Raw genomic sequence first — 20,983 nt, 5'->3', positions numbered from 1 at the left:
CAATGCCGCAAGCCGCGTTGTAGCTGGGCCATTAGCGAGGACCCGATGCGACTTCGAGCGATCTCACTTCTGGCGCCGTTGATCCTGGCGCTTGCCTTCGCGCCCGCATCGGCGTTTGCCGCCGACACGCCGCCCACGTGGCTCCGCAAGCCGCGGACGGACGATCTGCTGTCCGTATGGCCGCGCGGGGCGCTGAGCCGTGGTGTCGGCGGCAAGGCCGTCCTCGTCTGCACGGTGACGGTCGAAGGCGCGCTTCGCGACTGCGGGGTGGCCTCGGAGACGCCTCCCGGTGAGGGCTTCGGCACGGCGGCCATCGCGGTGACGGTCCAATTCGTCATGCGACCGGCGATGAAGGACGGCAAGCCGGTGGAGACCCGTGCCAGCTTCACCATCGACTTTCCTGAGCCGGCCCTTCCGATCGCCTCTCATATCAAGGGCGACAGGGACGCGGCCAGGTATTCGCCCGAGGTGACGTTGCTGCCCTGGGCGGAGGCGCCGTCGTTCGCGGATGTGCTCGCGGCCTATCCGGAGAAGGCCCGCGCCGAGAAGGTCGGCGGCAAGGCATCCTTCGATTGCACGGTGCTGAAGACAGGTCGCCTCTACGGCTGCGACCTGTTGGGCGACGACCCTCGCGGATACGGCTTCGGCAAGGCGGCCCACAGCCTCATGTCAAAGTTCCTGAGCCCACAAGCCGGCCCTCCGGACCGGCCGCTGACAGGTCAGCACGTCCATGTCCCGGTCACCTTCTCGGTCGACGCCCTGAACAATCCGAAGCCGGTGATCGGGCGCCCCCACTGGACCGCCCTGCCGGCGCCGGAGGACCTGGCGGCCGTATACCCGGCCGCCGCCTCAAAGGCGGGCATCCTGAAGGCGCGCGTGGTGCTGTTGTGCGGAGTGGGCGCGGGCGGTGGCCTGGCCGACTGTCGCTGGGAGAGCGAGGATCCTGCCGGCTATGGCATCGGACAGGCGACGATCGATCTGGTGAAGACCTTCAGGCTGAGCATCTGGTCGGCGGAAGGACTTCCCATCATCGGTGGCACGGTGCGGGTTCCAATCCGCTACGACATGAGCGAGGCGCCACGGCCCGCCGCGGCGCCCTAGCGGCCGCGCCACCAGCGCAGGCCCGCCTGCTCCGCCCGCTCGAGCAGGGCGTGGAGGACTGCGCCCAGGAGCCCCAGCACCACCAGGGCGGCGAACATCCGCGCGGTCTGCAGCCGGTTGCCGGCCTCCAGGATCCGCCAGGCCAGGCCCTGGGCGCCGCCGGAGCCGGCGACAAACTCGGCGACCACCGCGCCGATGATCGCCAGGCCCGCGGCCACCTTGTGTCCCTCCAGCAGGAAGGGGACCGCTGAGGGCAGGCGCAGGCGGGTCAGGCGCTGCAGGCGGGTGGCGCCGTAGAGGTCGAACAGCCGCTCCAGGTCCGGATCGGCGGCCTTCAGCCCGGTGACCGCGCCGGAGAAGATCGGGAAGAAGGCGACGATGGCGGCCAGCGCCACGATGGCCCGGCCGGGGTGGTCGATGCCGGCCCAGATCAGCACCAGCGGGGCGAGCGCCACCACCGGCGTCACCTGCAGCACCACGGCGAGCGGACGCACCGCGCGCTCGAGGATCGGGCTGAGCGCCACGACCAGGGCCAGGGCCTGGGCGAGGACGCTGGCGACGAGCAGCGCCATCAGGGCCATGGCCAGGGTGTTCCAGGCCGAGCGCAGCAGGGCCGCCCAGTCGCTGGCCAGCGCCACCGCGATCGCCGACGGCGGCGGCAGGAAATAGGTGGGCGCGTGCAGGGCCCGGCAGGCGACCTCCCAGGCCAGCAGCAGCAGGACGATCAGGGCGAACGGCGCGACGGTGCGCAGCAGACGGCTCATCGGGCGCCGCCCGCCGCCAGCAGGTCGGAGACGGCCTCGACGGTCTGGCGGAACTGCGGCGTCGTGCGGAAACCGGCCGGGCGAGGGAGGGGGCCGTCCACCGCCCCCTCGCCGGCGGCGCGGCCCGGGCCGGGGGTCATCACCACCACGCGGGCGGCCATGTAGACGGCCTCCTCGACATTGTGGGTGACGAAGACGATCGCCGGTTTCGTGGTCGCCCACAGCGCCAGCACGTCGTCGGCGAGCGCGCGCCGGGTGATCTCGTCCAGGGCCGCGAAGGGCTCGTCCAGCAGCAGCAGCTTCGGCCCGGTGACCAGGGCGCGGGCCAGGGAGACCCGCATGGCCATGCCGCCGGAGAGCTGGGCGGGGCGGGCGTCCTCCGCCCCGCCCAGGCCGACGCGATCCAGCGCTTCGGCGGCTCGCTCGCGGGCGGTTTCGCCGGCCACGCCCGCCAGTTCCAGCGGCAGGGCGGCGTTGGCGCGGGCCGACAGCCAGGGCGCCAGCGTCGGCGCCTGGAACACCACCGCCGTCTCGCCGCGGCCCGGCGTGCGGCGGACCTCGCCGCGCGTCGGCGCCTCCAGCCCGGCCAGCAGCCGCAGCGCCGTCGACTTGCCGCAGCCCGACGGCCCCACCAGGGCGACGATCTCCCCCTGCGCCAGGCTCAGGCTGAACGGCCCCAGCGCCCTGCCGCGGGCCGCATAGTCGACCTCGACCCCATCCAGCGCGGCGACGGTCAATTCTTCCTCCCCTGTCGCGAAGACGACGGGGGAGGGGGATCGCCGAAGGCGGTGGAGGGGGCGGCGTCAAGCGCAGGCGGTGCTGACTTCGGCCGGCGGAATGCCGGCGCCTCGGGGAGGCGGCGGCGCAGTCGCGACCACAGCATCACTTCCGGCTCCGTCATGGCGCGACGGAGAGACTTTGCTCGCTTCAGCGTCAGGATCGATGAACGCATCGTCGTGCCGCGGCCGCCCCCTCCACCGCCCTGCGGGCGGTCCCCCTCCCCCGTAAACGGGGGCGGAAGAGAAGTCACTTGCCCACGAACTGCAGGGTGTAGGCGGTCTTGTAGTCGAGGGTCTTCGGATAGACGCCCTGGCCGGCGGCCATGTCGAAGAAGGTCTTCCAGCGGGCGTCGGTCATGGCGCCGATGCCGAGCGTCCTGGCGTCGCCGCTGTCGACGATGCCGTAGGCCTTCATCTTCTCGCGGGCCTGCTGGAGGATGTCCGGCGTCATCTCCGGATTGTCCTTGCGGATCAGGGCGTCGGCGGGCGCGGGATCGCCGTAGAGGTAGTCGCGCCAGCCCTTGGCGGTGGCCTCGACGAAGGCCTTCACGGCGGCGGGGTTCTTCGCGATCAGGCTGTCGGGCGCCAGCACCATGGTGGCGTAGCCGGGGTAGCCCTGGTCGGCGAGCAGGAAGACCTTGGGCTTCAGCCCCGCCTGCTTCTCGATCGTGTAGGGCTCGGAGGTGACGTAGCCCTGCTGGGCGACGCGCTTGTCGGCCAGGAAGGGCGCGGAGTTGAAGGTGTACTTGCGGATCTGGTCGTCGGTGAAGCCGTACTTGGACCGCAGCCACACCCAGAAGGCGGTGACCGAGGCGTCGGACAGCAGGATCGGGTGACCCTTCAGGTCGGCGAGCGTCTCGATCCCCTGGTCCGGGTGGGCGATCAGCACCTGCGGGTCCTTCTGGAAAACCGCCGCCACCGCTTTCACGGGGACCTTCTCCTGGGCGAGGTTGGTGACGATGAAGCTGTTGGAGCCCATGCCCATCTCGACCGCGCCGGCGGCCAGCAGCTGCGGCACGTTCACGCCCGGGCCGCCCTGGATGATCCGCACGTTCAGGCCGCGCCTGGCGTATTCGCCGGTCGCCAGCGCTTCGTAGAAGCCGCCGTGTTCGGCCTGGGCGCGCCAGTCGGTGGCGAAGCGGATCTCGGTGGGCTGGCCCGGCGCAGGCGCGGCCTCTTTCTTGACCGGCGAACAGGCGGCCACCAGGGCGGCGAGCGCGAGGAGGACGGGACGCAAGGCTTTCATGGACACCCCCGGGATCAGGCGGCGCGAGGGTAGGGCGCTACGCTCGCGGTTGGAAGGCGCCCATAGCAAGAGGGCGGCGCTCCGGTCGCCCGGGGCGTCGCCCTCTTTATCCAGATCCGTTGGGGGATCTGTGCCTTCAAGGTCGTTCGCGACTTCGGTTCACGGGTCGCCCCGCTGGTTTTCCATCGCGTCCGGTGCGTCTCTGAAGCGAGTTCCGGGTCGCCCCGGTTCCGTGCTTCGGAGAGCCTCCTGCCCGCTTGAACTTTCCGGTTTCCCGTTCCGCTCCGCGCCGCAGTCCCTCTCGGCCCCTTGACGTTGCTACCGAACCCGCTATTGGGCAAGCGCCGCGCTTCGCCCCGATGTGGGGAAGCCGTCAAGACTCTGTGAATAAAGTGTTAACAAGCTGGGTCCGCAGCCGGATTCGGCTGTGGAATCAATGCGTCCGGGTATCCACAGGAAAGCGGGGCCACGGCCTCAGCGGCCGGTCTCCAGCGCCTCACGCCGTTCTTCCAGCGCCAGCCATTCCTCCTCGGCCGCCGAAAGCTGGGCGCGGGCCGCGTCGAGCGTGCGGCTGATCCGGTCGAAGGCCGTCCGGTCGCGGGCATAGAGGCCCGGATCGCCCAGCTCCGCCTCCAGGGCGGCGATCTTCGCCGGGAGGTCGGCGACCAGCCGCTCCAACTCGCCCAGTCGGTGCTGGTCCTTGAAGGAGAGCTTGGCCGCGCGGGCGGGCGGGGTTCGCGGGGACGCCGCGGGGGGCGCGGCCTTGGCCGGCGCCGCGGGGGCGATCCGGCCGAAGAAGCCGGGGTTCTGGGAGATGAAGTCCTGCCAGCCGCCCGGCGTCTCCACGGCGCGCCCGGTCCCGTCGAGCCCGATGGTCGAGGTGGCCAGCCGGTCGATGAAGTCGCGGTCGTGGCTGACCAGGATCAGCGTGCCCTCGTAGTCGGCCAGCAGGTCCTCCAGGAGGTCCAGGGTGTCCATGTCGAGGTCGTTGGTGGGCTCGTCCAGCACCATGACGTTGGCCGGCGTCGCCAGCGCGCGGGCCAGCAGCAGGCGGTTGCGCTCGCCGCCGGACAGGCTGCGGACCGGCTGGCGCAGCTGGCTCTCCTTGAACAGGAAGTCCTTGGCGTAGGAGACCACGTGCCGCGGCTCGCCGCGCACCAGCACCTGGTCGCCGCCGAGCGGGGTCAGGATCTCGCGGAGCGTGGCGTCGCCGGACACCGCCGCCCGGGCCTGGTCGATGTAGGCGACCTCCAGGTTGGTGCCGAGCTTCACCTCGCCGGCGTCGGGGGCGATCTCGCCCAGCAGGATCTTCACCAGCGTGGTCTTGCCCGCCCCGTTCGGGCCGACCACCGCCACCCGGTCGCCGCGCAGGATGCGGGTCGAGAAGCCCTTCAGCAGCACCCGCTCGCCGAACGCCTTGGAGAGGTTCTTGGCGTCGACCACCCGGCGGCCGGACACCCCGGAGCTGGCGATGCCCATGTTCAGCTCGGCGCGGCCGTCCTTCAGCCGGTCGGCCTTGGCCTGGCGCATGGCGTCGAGCCGCCGCCGGCGGCCTTCGTTGCGGGCCCGCCGTCCGGTGACGCCGCGGGCCAGCCAGTGCTGTTCGCGCTGCAGGGCGCGGTCGAGGCGGCGGGCTTCCTCGGCTTCCTGCGCCTCGACCTTCTCGGCCCAGGCGTCGAAGGCGGCGAAGCCCTCGTCGAGCCGGCGGACCTGGCGGTACTCCAGCCAGAAGGAACGGCGGGTCACCCGCTCCAGGAAGGCGCGGTCGTGGCTGACGATCAGCGCGGCGGCGCGGCTGGAGGCCAGCTCGCCCTCCAGGGTTTCGATCGCCAGGATGTCCAGGTGGTTGGTGGGCTCGTCGAGCAGCAGGACGTCGGGGTCCTCGGCGAAGGCGCGGGCCAGCGCGGCGCGGCGGATCTCCCCGCCGGAGAGGCCCTGGGCGCTCTTGCCGGGGTCGAGGTCGAAGGTGGTCAGCGCCGCTTCGGCCTCGTGCGGTTGCGCGCCGCCGGCGGTGGCGTAGTCGAGCAGCGTCTCGCCGACGATCTCCGGCTCCTGGGGGACGAAGGCGATGCGCGTGCCCGGCGTCACCGTGCGCTCGCCGTCGTCCGGCTCGATCCGGCCGGCCAGGATGCGCAGCAGGGTGGACTTGCCGGCGCCGTTGCGGCCGACGAGGCAGGCGCGGACCCGCGCATCCAGCGCCAGGTCGACGCCGTCGAACAGCATCAGCGGACCGTCGGCGAGGCGGACGTCCTTCAGCGCGAGGATGGGGGGTCTCATGGGCGGGGTGAGATATAGGGTCCCGCGCCGGGCGCAAGGCCGCGTGCGCGATCACAAATCGCCGCGGCCCCTTGGGTCGGGGGCGCTGCGGGTCTAGATGCCGCGCATGGCTGGCGAACCCTTCTGGCGCAGGAAGACCCTCGAGCAGATGACTGCGCGCGAGTGGGAGAGCCTGTGCGACGGCTGCGGCCTGTGCTGCCTGGTGCGGTTCGAGGACGAGGACTCCGGCGAGGTCATCCCGACCCGGGTGCACTGCAAGCTGTTCGATCCGACCGCCTGCACCTGCACCGACTACGCCAACCGCCGGGCCCAGGTGCCCGACTGCGTCAAGCTCACCCCCGGCAACATCGAGGCCCTGCCCTGGATGCCGAAGAGCTGCGCCTACCGCCGGCTGCACGAGGGGCGGGACCTGGCGGAGTGGCACCCGCTGGTCTCCGGCGACCCGGAGAGCGTGCACCGCGCGGGCGTATCGGTCCGCGGCCAGACAGTCAGCGAAGACGTGCTGGCCGAAGCTGAAGACGCCCTGGAATTCGCCGCCTGGGACCTGATCGACGAACGCGGCCGCGACTAACGGAACATTCGCCGGCATTTCCGGCTTCCCCGAACATCGGTCGGAGGTCTGTCATGCTGCTTGCCCTCATCCAGCGCCTGTTCGCGCTCATTTCGCTCGCCCTGCTCGCCGCCGGAGGCTACCTCGCCTGGTCGTGGTGGCGGCTGCACGAGATCCTTCAGCCCTTGCCCGGCGAACGCCTCGACGCCCAGGACTGGCGGCTGTGGACCGGCGGGGCGCTGATCGCCTGGTCCCTGCTCGGCCGCCTGCCGATGGCGCTGCTGCTGGGTCGTCGCGGCGACGACCAGGCCCGCTTCGAGCACGAGGCCGGCGTCTCGGTGGAGACCGCCGACGGCGCCGTGCTGCATCTCGAGGCCGACGGTCCGCAGGACGCGCCCGTGCTGGTCTTCGTGCATGGCTGGGCCATGGAATCCGGGACGTGGTGGGAGGCCCGCCGCGCGCTCGCCAAGCGCTTCCAGGTGGTGGTCTACGACCTCGCCGGGCTCGGCAAGTCGACCCAGCCGCGGGATGGCCACTACAGCCTCGACCGCTTCGCCGACCACCTGCTGACCGTGGTGAACCGCGCCGGACGGCGCAGGGTGATCCTGGTGGGGCATTCGATCGGCGGCATGACCGTGCTCACCTTCTGCCGCCGCTATCCGGAGATGCTCGGACAGCAGGTCGCCGGCATCGTCCTGGAGAACACCACCTCCGTCGATCCGGCGCGCACCACGATCCTGGGCGAGGCGCTGCACGCCATGGAGCCGGTGTTGAAGCCGCTGATGCGCCTGGACATCTGGCTGCAGCCGCTGGTCTGGGCGATGAACTGGCAGAGCTATCTGTCGGGCGCGACCCACCTTGGCATGCGGATCGGCGGGTTCGGGACCCGGCCGACCAAGGCGCAGCTCAACCAGGTGGCGCTGGACGCCACCCGCAATTCGCCGGCCGTGCAGGCCAAGGGCAACCTGGCGATGATGGCGTGGGGCGTGGCGGACGACTTGCCGGCCATGCGGGTTCCGGCGCTGGTGTTCATCGGCGGCCGCGACCTGGTCACCGTGCCGTCGGCCGGCGAGGTGATCGCCTGGAAGCTGCCGCAGGCCCGCCCGCACCCGGTGCAGGACGCCGGCCACATGGGGCCGATGGAGCTGGCGGAGGAGTACAACACCGCCATCGCCGCCTTCGCCGACGAGGTCTTCAGCCAGGGGGCGCGCTCGGCCGACGCCGTCCAGGGCGCCGGAGCCGCTGCGGCGGCCTCGTCCGACGCCGACGCCGTCCGGCCGCGCAGCGAACCGCGGCCGTTCGCCTGATCTGTTGTTGCAAATCTGCCACACTCGCCCTTGCGTGCAAGTCCGGCCGGACCAATCTAGAAGACCAAGCTTGGACGGTATTTCTTAGAGGGCTGAGGTCTTGGCGCGCGACCCCTATCAGGAGCTGGGCGTCTCGCGCGGTGCGAGCGCCGACGAGATCCGCAAGGCGTTCCGCAAACTCGCCAAGCAGAACCATCCCGACACCAATCCGAACAACAAGGAAGCCGAGGAGCGGTTCAAGCGCGTCAGCGCCGCGTTCGACATCCTGGGCGACGTCGCCAAGCGCAAGAAGTTCGACGCCGGCGAGATCGACGCCGATGGCCGCGAGACTGCCCGCGGCTTCTCCGGCGGCCAGGGGCCGTGGGGCGCGAATCCCGGCGGCGGTCCGGGCTTCGAAGGCGGCGGCGCCCGTCGTGGCGCCTACCAGAGCGAGAGCTTCGAGGGCGTCGACCTGGGCGACATCCTGGGCGAGATGTTCGGCGGCGGCGGCCGGGGCGGGCGCCCCGGTGGGGCCGGCGGCGGGTTCGGCGGCTTCTCCCAGCGCGGCGCCGACGTGCGCGCGCGTCTGGAGATCGACCTGGAGGACGCCATCCGCGGCGGCAAGAAGCGGATCAGCTTCTCCGACGGCCGCACCATCGACGTCACCATCCCCAAGGGCGCGCAGGAAGGCCAGACGCTGCGGCTCAAGGGCCAGGGCCAACCGGGACGTTCCGGCCCCGGCGACGCCTTCATCGAACTCACCATCCTGCCGCATCCGATCTACCGCCAGGAAGGCGCGGTGCTGGTGATGGACGTGCCGGTCACCGTCTACGACGCGGCGCTGGGCGGCAAGGTCGAGGCCCCGACCCCCGAGGGCCCGGTCACCCTGACGGTTCCCAAGGGCTCCAACACCGGCTCGCGCCTGCGGCTCAAGGGCCGGGGGCTGACCGACACGCAGGGCCGGCGCGGCGACCTGTTCGCCCGCCTGGTGGTCACCTTGCCCGACACCCCGGATCCGGAGCTCGAGGCCTTCGCCGAGGCCTGGCGGCAGAAGCGCCCCTACACGCCCCGTCGCCGGAACTGACCCTTCAGGTCTGAGCCGCGTGACAGAACGGTCCGGCCCCGGCATAACCGCCGTATTCAGGCCCGGTTCAGTCCAGGCCGCTTAGATCGGCAGCATGAAACGCTTCCTCGTGATCGCCGCCCTGCTGGCGGCCGCCGCTCCTGCGGCGGCGACCGCGCAGGATAATGACCGGCCTGCGCTGGGCGCAGGTCGTGGCGACCAGGACCAGGCGCGAGACGCTGTGCGGGCCGGGCGCCAAGTGCCGTTGGCGCGCGTTCTGGCGATGATCGCGGCGCGCACGCCGGGGCGGCACCTGAACACCACTCAGGGCGAGGACGGCGGCCGACCCGTCTACTTCGTCCAATGGCAGATGCTGCCGTCCGGCCAGGTCGTCGTGTTCGTCGTGGACGCCGTGAGCGGCCAGCAGATCCGGCAGCAAGGCCGCTGAGCCGCCGCAGTTGAAAGGACGCGACCGTGCGTATCCTGCTTGTTGAAGACGATCCGGACCTCTCGCGTCAGCTGAAGCTGGCGCTGGGTGACGCCGGCTATGCGGTCGACCACGCCCCGGACGGCGAGGAAGCCCAGTTCCTGGGCGAGACCGAACCCTATGACGCGGTGATCCTCGATCTCGGCCTGCCGAAGGTGGACGGGGTCTCGGTGCTGGAACGCTGGCGGCGCGAGAACATGGCCACGCCGGTGCTGATCCTCACCGCCCGCGGCGCCTGGAGCGAGAAGGTCGCGGGCTTCGACGCCGGCGCCGACGACTACCTGACCAAGCCCTTCCACACCGAGGAGCTGCTGGCCCGCCTGCGCGCCCTGCTGCGGCGCTCCGCCGGCCACGCCGCGCCCAGCCTGTCCTGCGGCGGCCTGCGGCTCGATCCGCGGGCGGCGCGCGCGAGCGTCAACGGCGAACCCCTGCGGCTGACCTCCCTGGAATACCGGCTGCTGCACTACCTGATGATGCATCAGGGCCGGGTGATCAGCCGCACCGAGCTGGTCGAGCACCTCTACGACCAGGACTTCGACCGCGATTCCAACACCATCGAGGTGTTCATCGGCCGGGTGCGCAAGAAGATCGGCTCCGACCGGATCGAGACCGTCCGCGGCCTGGGCTATCGCCTGACCTGTCCCGAGGGCGAGGTCGGAGGCGAGGCGGCCCGGCCGTGACCGTGCGCCCCGCAACGCCGTGATCCCCGAGGCCCTGCGCCGCCCCTCGCTCGCCCGCCGGCTGGTGTTGCTGGCCGTCGGCTGGAGCCTGGCCGCGCTGGTGGTCTCGGCGGTGGTGCTGGCGCTGCTGTTCCAGCAGGCGGCGCTGCGGCGTTTCGACCAGAGCCTCAACGAACTGATCGACAACCTGACGACCGGCACCACGGTGGAGAACGGCGAGGTGGTCGCGCCGGCGCTGACCGACGAGCGTGCGCTGCGCGCCTATTCCGGCCGCTACTGGGAGATCGCCGAGTTCCGGCCGGGCGGAAAGGTCGCGGCCCTGGTCCGCTCCCGCTCGCTGTGGGACTCCGAACTCCACACCCCGCGCGACCTTGCGAGCAAGTTCGCCGCCCGTCCCGGCAAGCCGTTCGCCTACAGCGCCCGCGGACCGCTCGGCGAGCCGCTGCGGGCCGCCGCACGGCCGGCGACCATCTACGGCCACCCGGTGATCTTCCTCGCCGCCGAGGACCGCTCGCCCATCGACCGTGACGTGCGCGGCTTCATCGCCGCTACCGCCGCCGCCTTCCTCCTGCTGGGCCTGGGCCTGATCGCCGCCGTGGTGATCCAGGTGCGGGTGGGCCTGCGGCCGCTGTTCGAGCTGCAGCGCGAGGTGGCCGCGGTCCGGCGGGGCAAGGCCGAGCGCCTGGCCCACGTCTATCCCAGCGAGGTGATGCCGCTGGCCGACGAGCTGAACGCCCTGGTCGCCCACAACCAGGAGGTCGTCGAGCGCCAGCGCACCCACGTCGGCAACCTCGCCCACGCCCTGAAGACGCCGATCTCGGTGATGATCACCGAGGCCGACCAGCGTCCGGGGCCCCTCGCCGAGGTGGTGACCCGCCAGGCCGCGGTCATGCGCCAGCAGGTCGACCACCACCTGCGCCGCGCCCGCGCCGCCGCCCGCACCCAGGGGCAGGGCGAGCGGACCTCGGTCGTCGAGGTGCTGGATGAGCTGGTCCGCACCCTGGAGCGGATCTTCCGCGACAAGGGCGTGGCGATCGACTGGGACGCCCCGGACGACCTCTATTTCCAGGGTGAGCGGCAGGATCTGCTGGAGATCGCCGGCAACGGAATCGAGAACGCCTGCAAGTGGTGCCGCGGCAAGGTGCGGGTCCGCGCCGAGGCCGCCGGCCCGGAGCGGCTGCGCCTGACCATCGAGGACGACGGGCCAGGCCTGACCCAGGAACAGCGCGAAGCCGCGATCCAGCGCGGCGCGCGCCTGGACGAGAGTGCGCCGGGCTCGGGCCTGGGCCTCAACATCATCGACGAACTGGCCCGCGCCTATGGCGGCGCGCTGACACTGGGCGAGAGCGGGCTGGGCGGTCTGCGCCTGCAGGTCGACCTGCCGCGGGCCGAAGCCTGAAGTCCTTGCGCTTCGGAAAACCTTAACCCGCGTTCGGCATGTTGGCGCGATGCGGTGTTGTCCGCATGCGGAGCCTCCCGAATGCCTGCTCTGTCCGAGCGCAAGATGCAGATCGTGCGGACCCTCGTGGAGGCCGCGCCGGACCAGGTCGTGGGCGGTCTGCATGCGGCTCTGGCCGGCACCGGCGGCGACAGCGCGCTCGCCAGCGTTCGCCGGATGGTGGAAAGCGAGGCCCGCGACCGCCAGCTTCGCAACATCATCCTGCAGCCGATCGTGCCGATGTGCGTCGGCGACGGACGCGACCCCCACAATCTGGTCTTCCCCGGGCGCGTGCTCGGCGCCGTCTGGCGCGGCCTGAAGGTCATCGCCCCGGCGCAGATCGCCAAGGCCGAGCTCTCCCTCTACGACTATCGGCCGGGCGAGAGCTCCACCGAGGCGTTCGACCGGCTGGTGCGGCTGGCGGCCGAGGCCATTCGGGCCGGCGAAGTGCGCGACTTCGTGGTCGCTGCGGAGGCCTGCGACGAGGCCCGGGCCGGCGGCGCGGCGGCTTTCGTGGCCTGCCTTGACCTCGCCCCCGTGGTCCGTGCGGCCTCCTTCCGGCTTCCGGAGTGGACCACGCATTTCAGCGACGAAGTGACCGCCGGCGCGCGGCTGGCCTACAAGGACGCCGTCTCGATCTCCGAGGACGCGGGGCCCGGCTTCTTCGAGATGCTGGCCGCCCAGCTGCCGCATAGCTGGATGGTGCTCAGGGTCATCTCCGCGGTGATGGACAAGCCGACGGAGCGCTATCTGGCGGACTCCGAGCTCGGCGGGTTCGGCGAGCGGGTGATGAGCGACATCGACGACGCCCTGAGGGCGATCTCGCTGCTCGACCTCGATGGCGGCTCCGCCGTCGCCGTCGAGGCCGCGAAGCGGGTGGAGCTGATCACCCTGCAGGCGACCGAACTGGAGACCTGCGTCGACCTATCGCGCGAGCACGGCTGGGGCCTGCGGCTGGTCAAGCAGCGCAAGTCGCTGGCCAGCGTCGTCGAAGCCCGGTTGCGGGAGACCGAGAAGTACGCCGCCCAGGCGCTGCCCACCGGTCCGGCGAAGCTGCGCCGGATCCGCCGCAGCATCCCCAGGCTCAACCTGCCGCCCGACGAGACGGCGGTGCGCCGCTCGCTGACCCTGCTCGCCTTCGCGCGCGAGGTGCGCTCCAGCGCCAACTACGGCGGCTTCGCCGCGGCGCGGACCAAGACCCTGGAGAAGCTCGGCGAGATGCTCGACCACTACGTCGAGGAAGTGCTCGACCTGCTCAAGACCCACGAGACCGAATACGAGGACAACGCCCGCGCCTTCCTCACCGTGGTGGCGGAATTCAGCCGTCTGGTTCGCGACGACAAGGCCGCTGATCTGGTCCGCCGCCGCGCGGCGGCGGCCGGGCAGCCGGAGCCGTCCGCCCGCGCGACCGCTGGGGCATGACGCCGCGCTCGCACTGACCCACGCTTTCCGCTAAACGCGCGCCATGATCGCCTTCTGGGTGGTCGCCGGCGTGCTGACCGCCGCCGCGGCCGGTCTCATCCTTTCCCGCGCCGCTCGGGCCGCCACGCAGGGCGAGGCGCAAGACCCCACGCCTGCGGTCTATCGCCGGCAGCTGGCGGAGATCGACGAACTGGCCGAACGCGGCCTGATCGGCGAGGCCGAGCGCAAGAGCGCCCACGCCGAAGCCGGCCGTCGCCTGCTGGCCGCCGCCGACCAGCCGGTCGAGACCTGGACATCGGAGCCCGCCGCGCGCCGCCCGGTGCTGATCGCCGTGATGCTGGCCCCGGCGCTGGCGCTTGGCCTCTACCTGGCGCTGGGCTCGCCGGGGATGCCCGACCAGCCGTTCGTCAAGCGCCTGGCCGCCTGGAAGGCCTCCAACCCCGCCAGCCTGGCGCCGCCGGAGCTGGCCGCGGTGCTCGAACAGCTCACCCAGCAGCGGCCCAACGATCCGGAGGGCTTCCGCTATCTCGCCATCGCCGAGGGAGCCTCGGAGCATCCCGCCGAGGCGGTCCGCGCCCTGCGCAAGGCGGTGCGGATCGCGCCGCAGCGCGCCGACCTTTGGGAACTGCTGGGCGAGGGCCTGGTCTTCGAAAGCGGCGGCCCCGTCACCGACGACGCCAAGGCCGCTTTCCGGGAGGCGCTGAAGCGCGATCCGAAAGCCGTCGCGCCCCGCTTCCACCTGGCCCGCGCCCGCATCGCCGACGGCGACCGCGCCGGTGGCCTGGCCGACTGGCGGGCCCTGCTGGCCGACCTGCCCGCCGACGACAGCCGCCGCGCCGCGCTGACCGCGGCGATCGCCGACGCGGAGGGCCAGCCGGAGGCTGCGCCGGCCCTGTCGCCCGAACAGCTGACCGCCGTCCGCGGCATGGTCGCCGGCCTGGCGCAGCGGCTGCAGGCCAGCCCGAACGATCCGCAGGGCTGGGTGCGGCTGGTGCGCGCCTACGCCGTGCTCGGCGACAAGGCCAAGCGCGACCAGGCGCTGGCCGACGCCAAGGCGCGCTACGCCGGCCGCAGTGATATCCTGCAACAGCTCGACGCCTCGGCGCGGGCGGAGCCGATGCGATGAGTTGGCTGCCGAAATCCCCCAAGGCGCGCCGCCGGCTGACGCTGGTCGCCGCCATCGCGCCCGTGCTGATCCTGGCCGTGGCGCTGACGCTCTGGGGGCTCGGGGATTCCGTCTCGTTCTTCTACACGCCGTCGCAGGCCGCCAAGGCCCGGCCGCCGGCCGGCCGCTCGATCCAGCTCGGCGGACTGGTGGCCCAGGGCTCGGTGGTCAAGCATCCCGACGGCCAGGTCGAGTTCAACGTCCGCGACCAGGCCTCGGTGGACAAGGTGGTCTTCCAGGGCGACCTGCCGGACCTGTTCCGCGAGGGCCAGGGCGTGGTGGCGGTTGGGGCCTTCCGCGGCGACGGCGTGTTCGAGGCCAAGCGGGTGCTCGCCAAGCACGACGAGCGCTACATGCCGCGTGAACTGACCAAGGCGTTGAAGGCCCAGGGCGAATGGCGGGGCGACGGCGCAACGCCGGCCTACGCCCAGCCGGCCTCGGACAAGGGCGGCTCCTGATGATCGCTGAACTGGGCGCCTTCGCGCTCACCCTGGGCCTGGTGTTCTCGATCGCCCAGGCGGCGTTGTCGGCGGCCGCGCGGATGCGCCGCTCGACGGTGCTGGCGGCGGCCGGCGAGGGCGCGGCCCTGGCGGCCTTCGTCGGCGTGGCGCTGGCCTTCGCGGCCCTGATCCACGCCTTCGTCACCTCGGACTTCTCGGTGGCCAACGTCGCCGCCAATTCGCACACCGAAAAGCCGATGCTCTACAAGGTGGCCGGGGCCTGGGGCAGCCACGAGGGCTCGATGCTGCTCTGGTGCCTGGCGCTCACCGGCTACGGCGCGGCGGCGGCCCTCCTGGGCCGCAGCCTGCCACGGGGCCTGCGGGCCGTGATGGTGTCGGTGCAGGGCGGCCTGGGCACGGTCTTCCTGGCCTATACGGTGTTCGCCTCGAACCCGCTGGCGCGGCTCGCCAGCCCGCCGGTCGAGGGCCGCTCGCTCAATCCCCTGCTGCAGGACCCGGCGCTGGCGATCCACCCGCCGTTCCTCTACGCGGGCTATGTCGGCATGTCGGTGGTCTTCTCCCTGGCCGTCGCCGCCCTCATCGAGGGGCGCGTGGACGCCGCCTGGGCGCGCTGGGTGCGGCCCTGGGCGCTGGCCGCCTGGAGCCTGCTCACCGTCGGCATCACGCTCGGCTCGTTCTGGGCCTACTACGAGCTCGGCTGGGGCGGCTGGTGGTTTTGGGACCCCGTGGAGAACGCCTCCTTCATGCCCTGGCTGGTGGCCGCGGCCCTGCTGCACTCGGCCATCGTCACCGAGAAGCGCGGCGCGCTCGCCGGCTGGACGGTGTTCCTGGGCCTGGCGGCCTTCTCCTTTTCCATGCTGGGCGCCTTCCTGGTGCGCTCGGGCGTGCTGACCTCGGTGCACGCCTTCGCGGTCGATCCCAAGCGTGGGGTGCTGCTGCTGATCATCCTGGGCGTGACCTGCGGCTCGGCCTTCGCCCTGTTCGCCTGGCGGGCGCCGAAGCTGGGGCAGGGCGGCCTGTTCGCCCCGGTCAGCCGCGAGAGCGCCCTGGTGCTCAACAACATCCTGCTGGCCGCGGCCACCGCCACCGTCCTGCTGGGCACCCTCTATCCGCTGATCCGCGAGGCGATGACCGGCGAGTCGATCTCCGTCGGCCCCCCTTATTTCAACCTCACCTTCACCCCGCTGATGGCTGGGCTGCTGATCCTGCTGCCGGCCGGGCCGCTGCTGGCCTGGAAGCGCGGCGACGCCTGGGGCGTGGCGCAGCGGCTGTGGGTCGCGGTCCTGGTCGCCCTCGCCGCGGGCCTGGCGGCCTATGCCCTGGTCAGCCCGCGCAAGGCGTTCGGCGCCGCCGGGCTGGCGGTGGGCGCCTGGCTGATCGCCGGCGTGGTCGCCGAGCTGGTCGAGCGCACCCGCGCCTTCCGGGCTCCGGCGGCGGAGAGCTGGCGCCGGCTCGTCGCCCTGCCGCGCGGAGCCTGGGGCATGACGCTGGCCCACCTCGGCCTGGGGGTGTTCGTGCTCGGCGCCTGCTACGAGACCGGCTGGAAGGCCGAGGCCGCCGAAACCCTCTCGCGGGGCGGCAGCCTGAACGTCGGCGGCTATCACCTGGTGCTCGACCAGGTCGGCGACGTCGATGGGCCCAACTACGAGGCCGAACGCGCGCTGATCCACGCCACCCGGGCCGGCCGACCGGTCTGCACCGCCGAGCCGGAGCGGCGCTTCTATCCGGCCGGCGGCCAGACCACGTCGGAGGTGGCGATCTGCTACCGCGGCCTGAGCCATCTCTACGTCGTGCTCGGCGAGCGGCGCGACAAGGCCGGCGCGCCGGTCTGGCTGGTGCGCGCCTACTGGAACCCGTGGGCGACGCTGCTCTTCTTCGGACCGGTGATCATGGGCCTCGGCGGCCTCGTCTCGCTGTCCGACCGCCGGCTCCGCCTGGGCGTGGCGCGGCGGCGGGAGCAGCCGGCGTGAGGTGGCGCATGCTGGCGGCGGCCCTGGCCGGCGTGCTCAGCCTCGCCGCCGCCTCCGATCCCGCCGAGCGCCTGCCGGACCCCGCACAGGAGGCCCGGGCCCGACAGATCTTCCAGGATGTCCGCTGCCTGGTCTGCCAGAACGAGTCCATCGACGACTCCGAGGCCGAGCTCGCCCACGACCTGCGCCAGATCGTGCGCGAACAGGTCAAGGCCGGCCGCAGCGACGCCGAGATCAAGCGCTTCCTGACCGACCGCTACGGCGAGTTCGTGCTGCTGCGGCCGAGCTTCGCGCTCGGCAACGTGGCCCTGTGGGTCGGACCCTTCCTGGTGGTCGGGCTGGGGCTCATCCTGTTGCTCACCCGGCTGCGGAACCGCACGGTGGAGCCGGAGCTTTCGCAAACCGAGGCCGAACGGCTGCGGCGCCTGTCGGAATCCGATCCATCCTGACACTATTGCGCCTAATAACCGTCGTGATACCGGACGCAGGGTGACCTAAACGTAACTTGAGAGCCGTTGCACTCTCGTGCATCGAACCTAGGTTTGTCGGGCGCGCACCGGAAACACCGACGCCGCGCGCACAGGGAACAAGAGACTGATGACTTCGAAGAAGACCGGTTACCTCCTGGGCGCCATCGCGGGCGCGGGCGTCATGGCCGCTGCGGTGGCGGGCGCGGGCGTGCGACTGCCGGCCGCCCACGCCGACCAGGCCCATCTCATCAAGGCGTCCACCGCCCCGATCTTCGCGCCGCCGCCCGGCGCGCCGATGTCGTTCGCAGACATCTTCGACCGCGTCTCGCCGGCGGTGGTTTCGATCAACGTGACGAGCCGCGTCGACACCAGCGCCCTGCGCATCCCGGGCCTGCCCTTCGACCTGGTGCCGCGCGGCCAGGCGCCCGACAGCAACGGTGGCGCTGACGGCGACGACGAGAGCGCCCCGCCGCAGGGCGGCCGCACGGAGAAGGGCCAGCCGCGGCTGCCGACCCAGCAATCCGCCGGCTCGGGCTTCTTCATCTCCTCGGACGGCTACATCATCACCAACAACCACGTGGTCGAGAACGCCGAGACCATCAAGGTCGTGCTGAAGGACGAGCGCGAGCTGGACGCCGTGGTCGTCGGCCGCGACGAGGGCACGGACCTGGCGGTCATCAAGGTCAAGGGCGCGAACTTCCCGTTCGTGAACTTCGAGAACTCGGCCAAGCCGCGGGTCGGCGACTGGGTGATCGCGGTGGGCAACCCGTTCGGCCTGGGCGGCACCGCCACGGCGGGCATCATCTCGGCCTACGGCCGCGACATCGGCGAGACCTTCGTCGACTACATCCAGATCGACGCGCCCATCAACCGCGGCAACTCCGGCGGCCCGACCTTCGACATCTATGGCCGGGTGATCGGCGTGAACACCGCGATCTTCTCGCCGTCGGGCGGCTCGGTCGGCATCGGCTTCGCCATCCCCGCCGACGTGGCGGACCAGGTCACCAAGCAGCTGATTTCCGGCGGCAAGATCCAGCGCGGCTACATCGGCGCGACCATCCAGAACTTCACCGCCGAGATGGCGGAGGCCCAGGGCATGGCCGACCAGCGCGGCGCGATCGTCGCCGACCTGGTGCCGGGCGGACCCTCGCAACGCGCCGGCCTCGCGCCCGGCGACGTGGTGACCTCCATCAACGGCCAGTCGGTGAAGACCTCCTCCGAGCTCACGCGGGAAGTCGCCAAGGCCCGGCCCGGCGACGCGCTGCGGCTGGACGTGATCCGCGACGGCCACCACCGCACCGTCGAGGTGCGCTCCGGCACCCGGCCGTCGGAGAAGGAACTGGCGGCCAACGACAACAGCCCGAACGCGCAACGTCCGGGCGGTTCGGGCTCGCAGCAGCAGAAGCAGCCGCCGGTGCTCGGCCTGGGCCTGGCCCCGCTGGACGACGCCACGCGCCGCCAGCTGAGCCTGCCGGCCGACGTGCGCGGCGCGGTCGTCACCTCCGTCGACCAGACCTCCGACGCCGGCCAGAAGGGCCTGCGGCGCGGCGACGTCATCGTCCGCGCCGGGGACCGCCTGGTGGCCACCGCCGCGGATCTGGCGAGCGCCGTGGACGTCGCCAAGAAGGCCAACCGCACCAGCGTGCTGGTGGGTGTCTACCGCGCCGGCCGCACCTCCTTCCTGCCGTTGAAGGTTACAGGCTAAGCTCGGGTTTTCCGGGGGCGGAATCATGCGGATCCTGATTGTCGAAGACGACCTCGAAGCGGCCGACGCCATGGAGCGCGGCCTCTCCGAGGCCGGCCACGCCTGCACGCGGGCGGCGGACGGTCAGGAGGGCCTCGTCGCCGCCCGCGACGGCGAGTTCGACGTGATGATCGTCGACCGCATGATGCCGAAGATGGATGGCGTCACCCTGATCGAGACCATCCGGCGCGAGGGTGACCAGACGCCGGTGCTCTTCCTCTCGGCGCTCGGCGAGGTGGGCGACCGCGTGGCCGGCCTGCAGGCCGGCGGCGACGACTACCTGGTGAAGCCCTACGCCTTCGCCGAGCTCAGCGCCCGGGTCGAGGCCCTGGCGCGGCGCCGGGAGACCGGCTCGGTGCAGACCCTGCTGCGGGTCGGCGAGTTGGAGATGGACCTGATCGGCCGCTCCGTGCATCGCCAGGGCAAGGAGATCGACCTGCAGCCGCGCGAGTTCCAGCTGCTGGAATTCATGATGCGCCACGCCGGCCAGTCGGTGACCCGGACGATGCTGCTGGAGAAGGTCTGGGAGTACCACTTCGACCCGCAGACCAACGTCATCGACGTGCACATCTCCCGGCTGCGCTCGAAGATCGACAAGGGCTTCGACCGGCCGATGCTGCAGACCGTCCGCGGGGCGGGTTACCGCCTGGACGCGTAGCAGAGCCGGGCGCGCGCCATGCGCCTGCCGCGGATCTTCCGCACCACGCCGTTCCGGCTGACGCTGCTGTTCCTGGCGCTGTTCGCCAGCGCCGCCAGCGCCTTCCTGGCCTACATCTACGTGGCCACTGCCGGCGAGGCGACCCGGCGGACCGATCGCGAGATCACCCGCGAGATGCGCTCGCTGACCGCCGCCTACAACCGGGCCGGGGTGGACGCCGTCAACCAGTCGCTGATCGAGCGGGCGGCCAGCGAGCGGCCGTTCCTCTACCTCCTGATGACCAAGGACGGGAAGCGGATCTCCGGCTCGGTGGAGGAGTCGCCGGTCGACAGGTTCAACGGCCAGGAGACGTGGACCACCTTCTCGGTGACCGACCGGAACGCCCAGCGGCAGGTGGTGAAGCATCCGGCCCGCGGGGTGCAGGAGCGGCTGGGCGGCGGGGAGATCCTGTTCGTCGGCGCCGACATCGGCGAGGACCAGGCCTATGTGGTGAAGATCGTCCGCGCGCTCTGGGGCGCGGGGGCGCTGATCATCGTGCTGGGCCTCTCGGGCGGGGTGCTGGTCAGCCGCAACGTCTCGCGCAGCATGGCCGGGCTGACCGAGGTGGTGGACGCAGTCCGCAACGGCGACCTGGCGGCGCGCGCCCACGTGCGCGGCACCCGGGACGAGTTCGACGAACTGGCGCTCGGCCTCAACGAGATGCTGGACCGGCTGGAGCGCTCAATGGCGGGCCATAAGCACGCCGGCGACGCCATCGCCCACGACCTGCGCTCGCCGGTCACCCGTCTGCGGGCGCGGCTGGAGGCCGCCTACCTGGACGTGGAAGCCGGCAAGGGCGACCCGACCAAGGCGCTTGGGCAGGCGCTGGAGGACACCGACGGGGTGCTGAAGACCTTCGGCGCGGTGCTGTCGATCGCGCGCCTGCAGGCGGCGGGCGCGGCCCCGGACCCGACGCTGTTCGACCCCTCGGAACTGGCCGCCGACATCTCCGAGCTCTACGCGCCGCTGTGCGAGGACAAGGGCATCGACTTCGCCACCGAGTTCGCCAGGGACCTGACCGTCCGCGGCAACCGCGAGTTCCTGGCCCAGGCCCTGGCCAACATCCTCGACAACGCCGTGAAGTACACGCCGCAGGGCGGGGCGATCATGCTGCGGGTCCGCCGCCGGTCGTCCGGCGAGGTGGAGTTCTCGGTGACCGACACCGGGCCGGGCGTGCCCGAGGCGGACCGTGGCCGGGTGGTCGAGCGCTTCGTGCGGCTGGAGAACAGCCGCAACCAGCCGGGGGCCGGGCTCGGCCTGTCGCTGGTGGGCGCGGTGGCCGAGGCGCACGGCGGGCGGCTGGAACTGGACGAGGGCCCCGGCAAGGTCGGCGAGATGGGCCCGGGCCTGCGGGTCGCGTTGATCCTGCCGCGCGCGGCCTGA

Annotated in this window: 19 protein-coding genes; 15 read left to right on the top strand and 4 right to left on the bottom strand. The window is 71.9% G+C overall.

The genetic code is table 11. The features are described from left to right. The first annotated feature begins 45 nt into the window (after positions 1–45). A complete protein-coding gene (locus DJ021_RS02650) occupies positions 46–1,101 on the top strand; it encodes an energy transducer TonB (RefSeq protein WP_111456070.1) in 1,056 nt (351 codons plus the stop codon). On the opposite strand, the gene DJ021_RS02645 is transcribed toward DJ021_RS02650, so the two are convergent. The 4 genes from DJ021_RS02645 to DJ021_RS02630 form a co-directional block, all read right to left on the bottom strand. Then, the gene (locus tag DJ021_RS02645) at positions 1,098–1,856 is read right to left on the bottom strand and encodes an ABC transporter permease (protein WP_424444179.1); all 759 of its coding nucleotides are present in this window, start codon (positions 1,854–1,856) and stop codon (positions 1,098–1,100) included. The genes DJ021_RS02650 and DJ021_RS02645 overlap by 4 nt on opposite strands. 5 nt (positions 1,857–1,861) lie before the next feature. Further along, a complete protein-coding gene (locus DJ021_RS02640) occupies positions 1,862–2,602 on the bottom strand; it encodes an ABC transporter ATP-binding protein (protein WP_111456068.1) in 741 nt (246 codons plus the stop codon). A 289-nt stretch (positions 2,603–2,891) separates the two neighbouring features. Further along, entirely contained in the window at positions 2,892–3,890 is a 999-nt protein-coding gene (locus DJ021_RS02635) for an ABC transporter substrate-binding protein (RefSeq protein WP_111458947.1), read from the bottom strand. 474 nt (positions 3,891–4,364) lie between these two features. Next, positions 4,365–6,167 (bottom strand): ABC-F family ATP-binding cassette domain-containing protein, encoded by a 1,803-nt coding sequence (locus DJ021_RS02630; protein ID WP_111456067.1) that lies wholly within the window; start codon positions 6,165–6,167, stop codon positions 4,365–4,367. Positions 6,168–6,273: 106 nt separating this feature from the next. On the opposite strand from DJ021_RS02630, the gene DJ021_RS02625 reads away from it, so the two are divergent. The 14 genes from DJ021_RS02625 (at position 6,274) to DJ021_RS02560 (ending at position 20,983) form a co-directional block, all read left to right on the top strand. Continuing rightward, positions 6,274–6,738, top strand: a complete 465-nt coding sequence (locus tag DJ021_RS02625; protein ID WP_243625885.1) for a YcgN family cysteine cluster protein — start codon at positions 6,274–6,276, stop codon at positions 6,736–6,738. 53 nt (positions 6,739–6,791) lie between these two features. Further along, the gene (locus DJ021_RS02620; RefSeq protein ID WP_111456065.1) at positions 6,792–8,024 is read left to right on the top strand and encodes an alpha/beta fold hydrolase; all 1,233 of its coding nucleotides are present in this window, start codon (positions 6,792–6,794) and stop codon (positions 8,022–8,024) included. Between the two features lie 100 nt (positions 8,025–8,124). Next, positions 8,125–9,087 carry a DnaJ C-terminal domain-containing protein gene (locus tag DJ021_RS02615; RefSeq protein ID WP_111456064.1) on the top strand — a complete coding sequence of 321 codons (963 nt, stop codon included), beginning with the start codon at positions 8,125–8,127 and terminating at the stop codon, positions 9,085–9,087. 94 nt (positions 9,088–9,181) lie between these two features. Beyond that, positions 9,182–9,514: a hypothetical protein gene (locus tag DJ021_RS02610; RefSeq protein ID WP_111456063.1), complete on the top strand. Its 333-nt coding sequence runs from the start codon at positions 9,182–9,184 to the stop codon at positions 9,512–9,514. Positions 9,515–9,540: 26 nt separating this feature from the next. Beyond that, positions 9,541–10,233 (top strand): response regulator transcription factor, encoded by a 693-nt coding sequence (locus tag DJ021_RS02605; protein ID WP_111456062.1) that lies wholly within the window; start codon positions 9,541–9,543, stop codon positions 10,231–10,233. Positions 10,234–10,252: 19 nt separating this feature from the next. Continuing rightward, on the top strand, positions 10,253–11,632 hold the full coding sequence (locus DJ021_RS02600) for a sensor histidine kinase (RefSeq protein WP_243625884.1): 1,380 nt from the start codon (positions 10,253–10,255) through the stop codon (positions 11,630–11,632). Between the two features lie 81 nt (positions 11,633–11,713). After that, positions 11,714–13,093, top strand: a complete 1,380-nt coding sequence (locus DJ021_RS02595; RefSeq protein ID WP_111456061.1) for a hypothetical protein — start codon at positions 11,714–11,716, stop codon at positions 13,091–13,093. A gap of 43 nt (positions 13,094–13,136) precedes the next feature. Further along, complete coding sequence (ccmI, locus tag DJ021_RS02590; RefSeq protein WP_111456060.1) at positions 13,137–14,219, top strand: c-type cytochrome biogenesis protein CcmI; 1,083 nt, start codon at positions 13,137–13,139, stop codon at positions 14,217–14,219. Beyond that, a complete protein-coding gene (ccmE, locus tag DJ021_RS02585; protein ID WP_111456059.1) occupies positions 14,216–14,716 on the top strand; it encodes a cytochrome c maturation protein CcmE in 501 nt (166 codons plus the stop codon). The genes ccmI and ccmE overlap by 4 nt, the downstream gene beginning before the upstream one ends. Then, a complete protein-coding gene (locus DJ021_RS02580) occupies positions 14,716–16,689 on the top strand; it encodes a heme lyase CcmF/NrfE family subunit (protein WP_111456058.1) in 1,974 nt (657 codons plus the stop codon). The genes ccmE and DJ021_RS02580 overlap by 1 nt, the downstream gene beginning before the upstream one ends. Positions 16,690–16,697: 8 nt before the next feature. Next, the gene (locus tag DJ021_RS02575) at positions 16,698–17,138 is read left to right on the top strand and encodes a cytochrome c-type biogenesis protein (protein ID WP_111456057.1); all 441 of its coding nucleotides are present in this window, start codon (positions 16,698–16,700) and stop codon (positions 17,136–17,138) included. Between the two features lie 148 nt (positions 17,139–17,286). Further along, positions 17,287–18,864 (top strand): Do family serine endopeptidase, encoded by a 1,578-nt coding sequence (locus tag DJ021_RS02570; protein ID WP_111456056.1) that lies wholly within the window; start codon positions 17,287–17,289, stop codon positions 18,862–18,864. Between the two features lie 25 nt (positions 18,865–18,889). Beyond that, positions 18,890–19,561 (top strand): response regulator transcription factor, encoded by a 672-nt coding sequence (locus DJ021_RS02565; protein WP_111456055.1) that lies wholly within the window; start codon positions 18,890–18,892, stop codon positions 19,559–19,561. 18 nt (positions 19,562–19,579) lie between these two features. Then, positions 19,580–20,983: a sensor histidine kinase gene (locus DJ021_RS02560; protein WP_111456054.1), complete on the top strand. Its 1,404-nt coding sequence runs from the start codon at positions 19,580–19,582 to the stop codon at positions 20,981–20,983.

Origin of the sequence: Phenylobacterium hankyongense (genome assembly GCF_003254505.1) — a bacterium.
GTDB lineage: Bacteria > Pseudomonadota > Alphaproteobacteria > Caulobacterales > Caulobacteraceae > Phenylobacterium > Phenylobacterium hankyongense.
The sequence above is the reverse complement of the archived record's forward strand: the minus strand, read 5'-3'. Positions and strand labels throughout refer to the sequence as shown.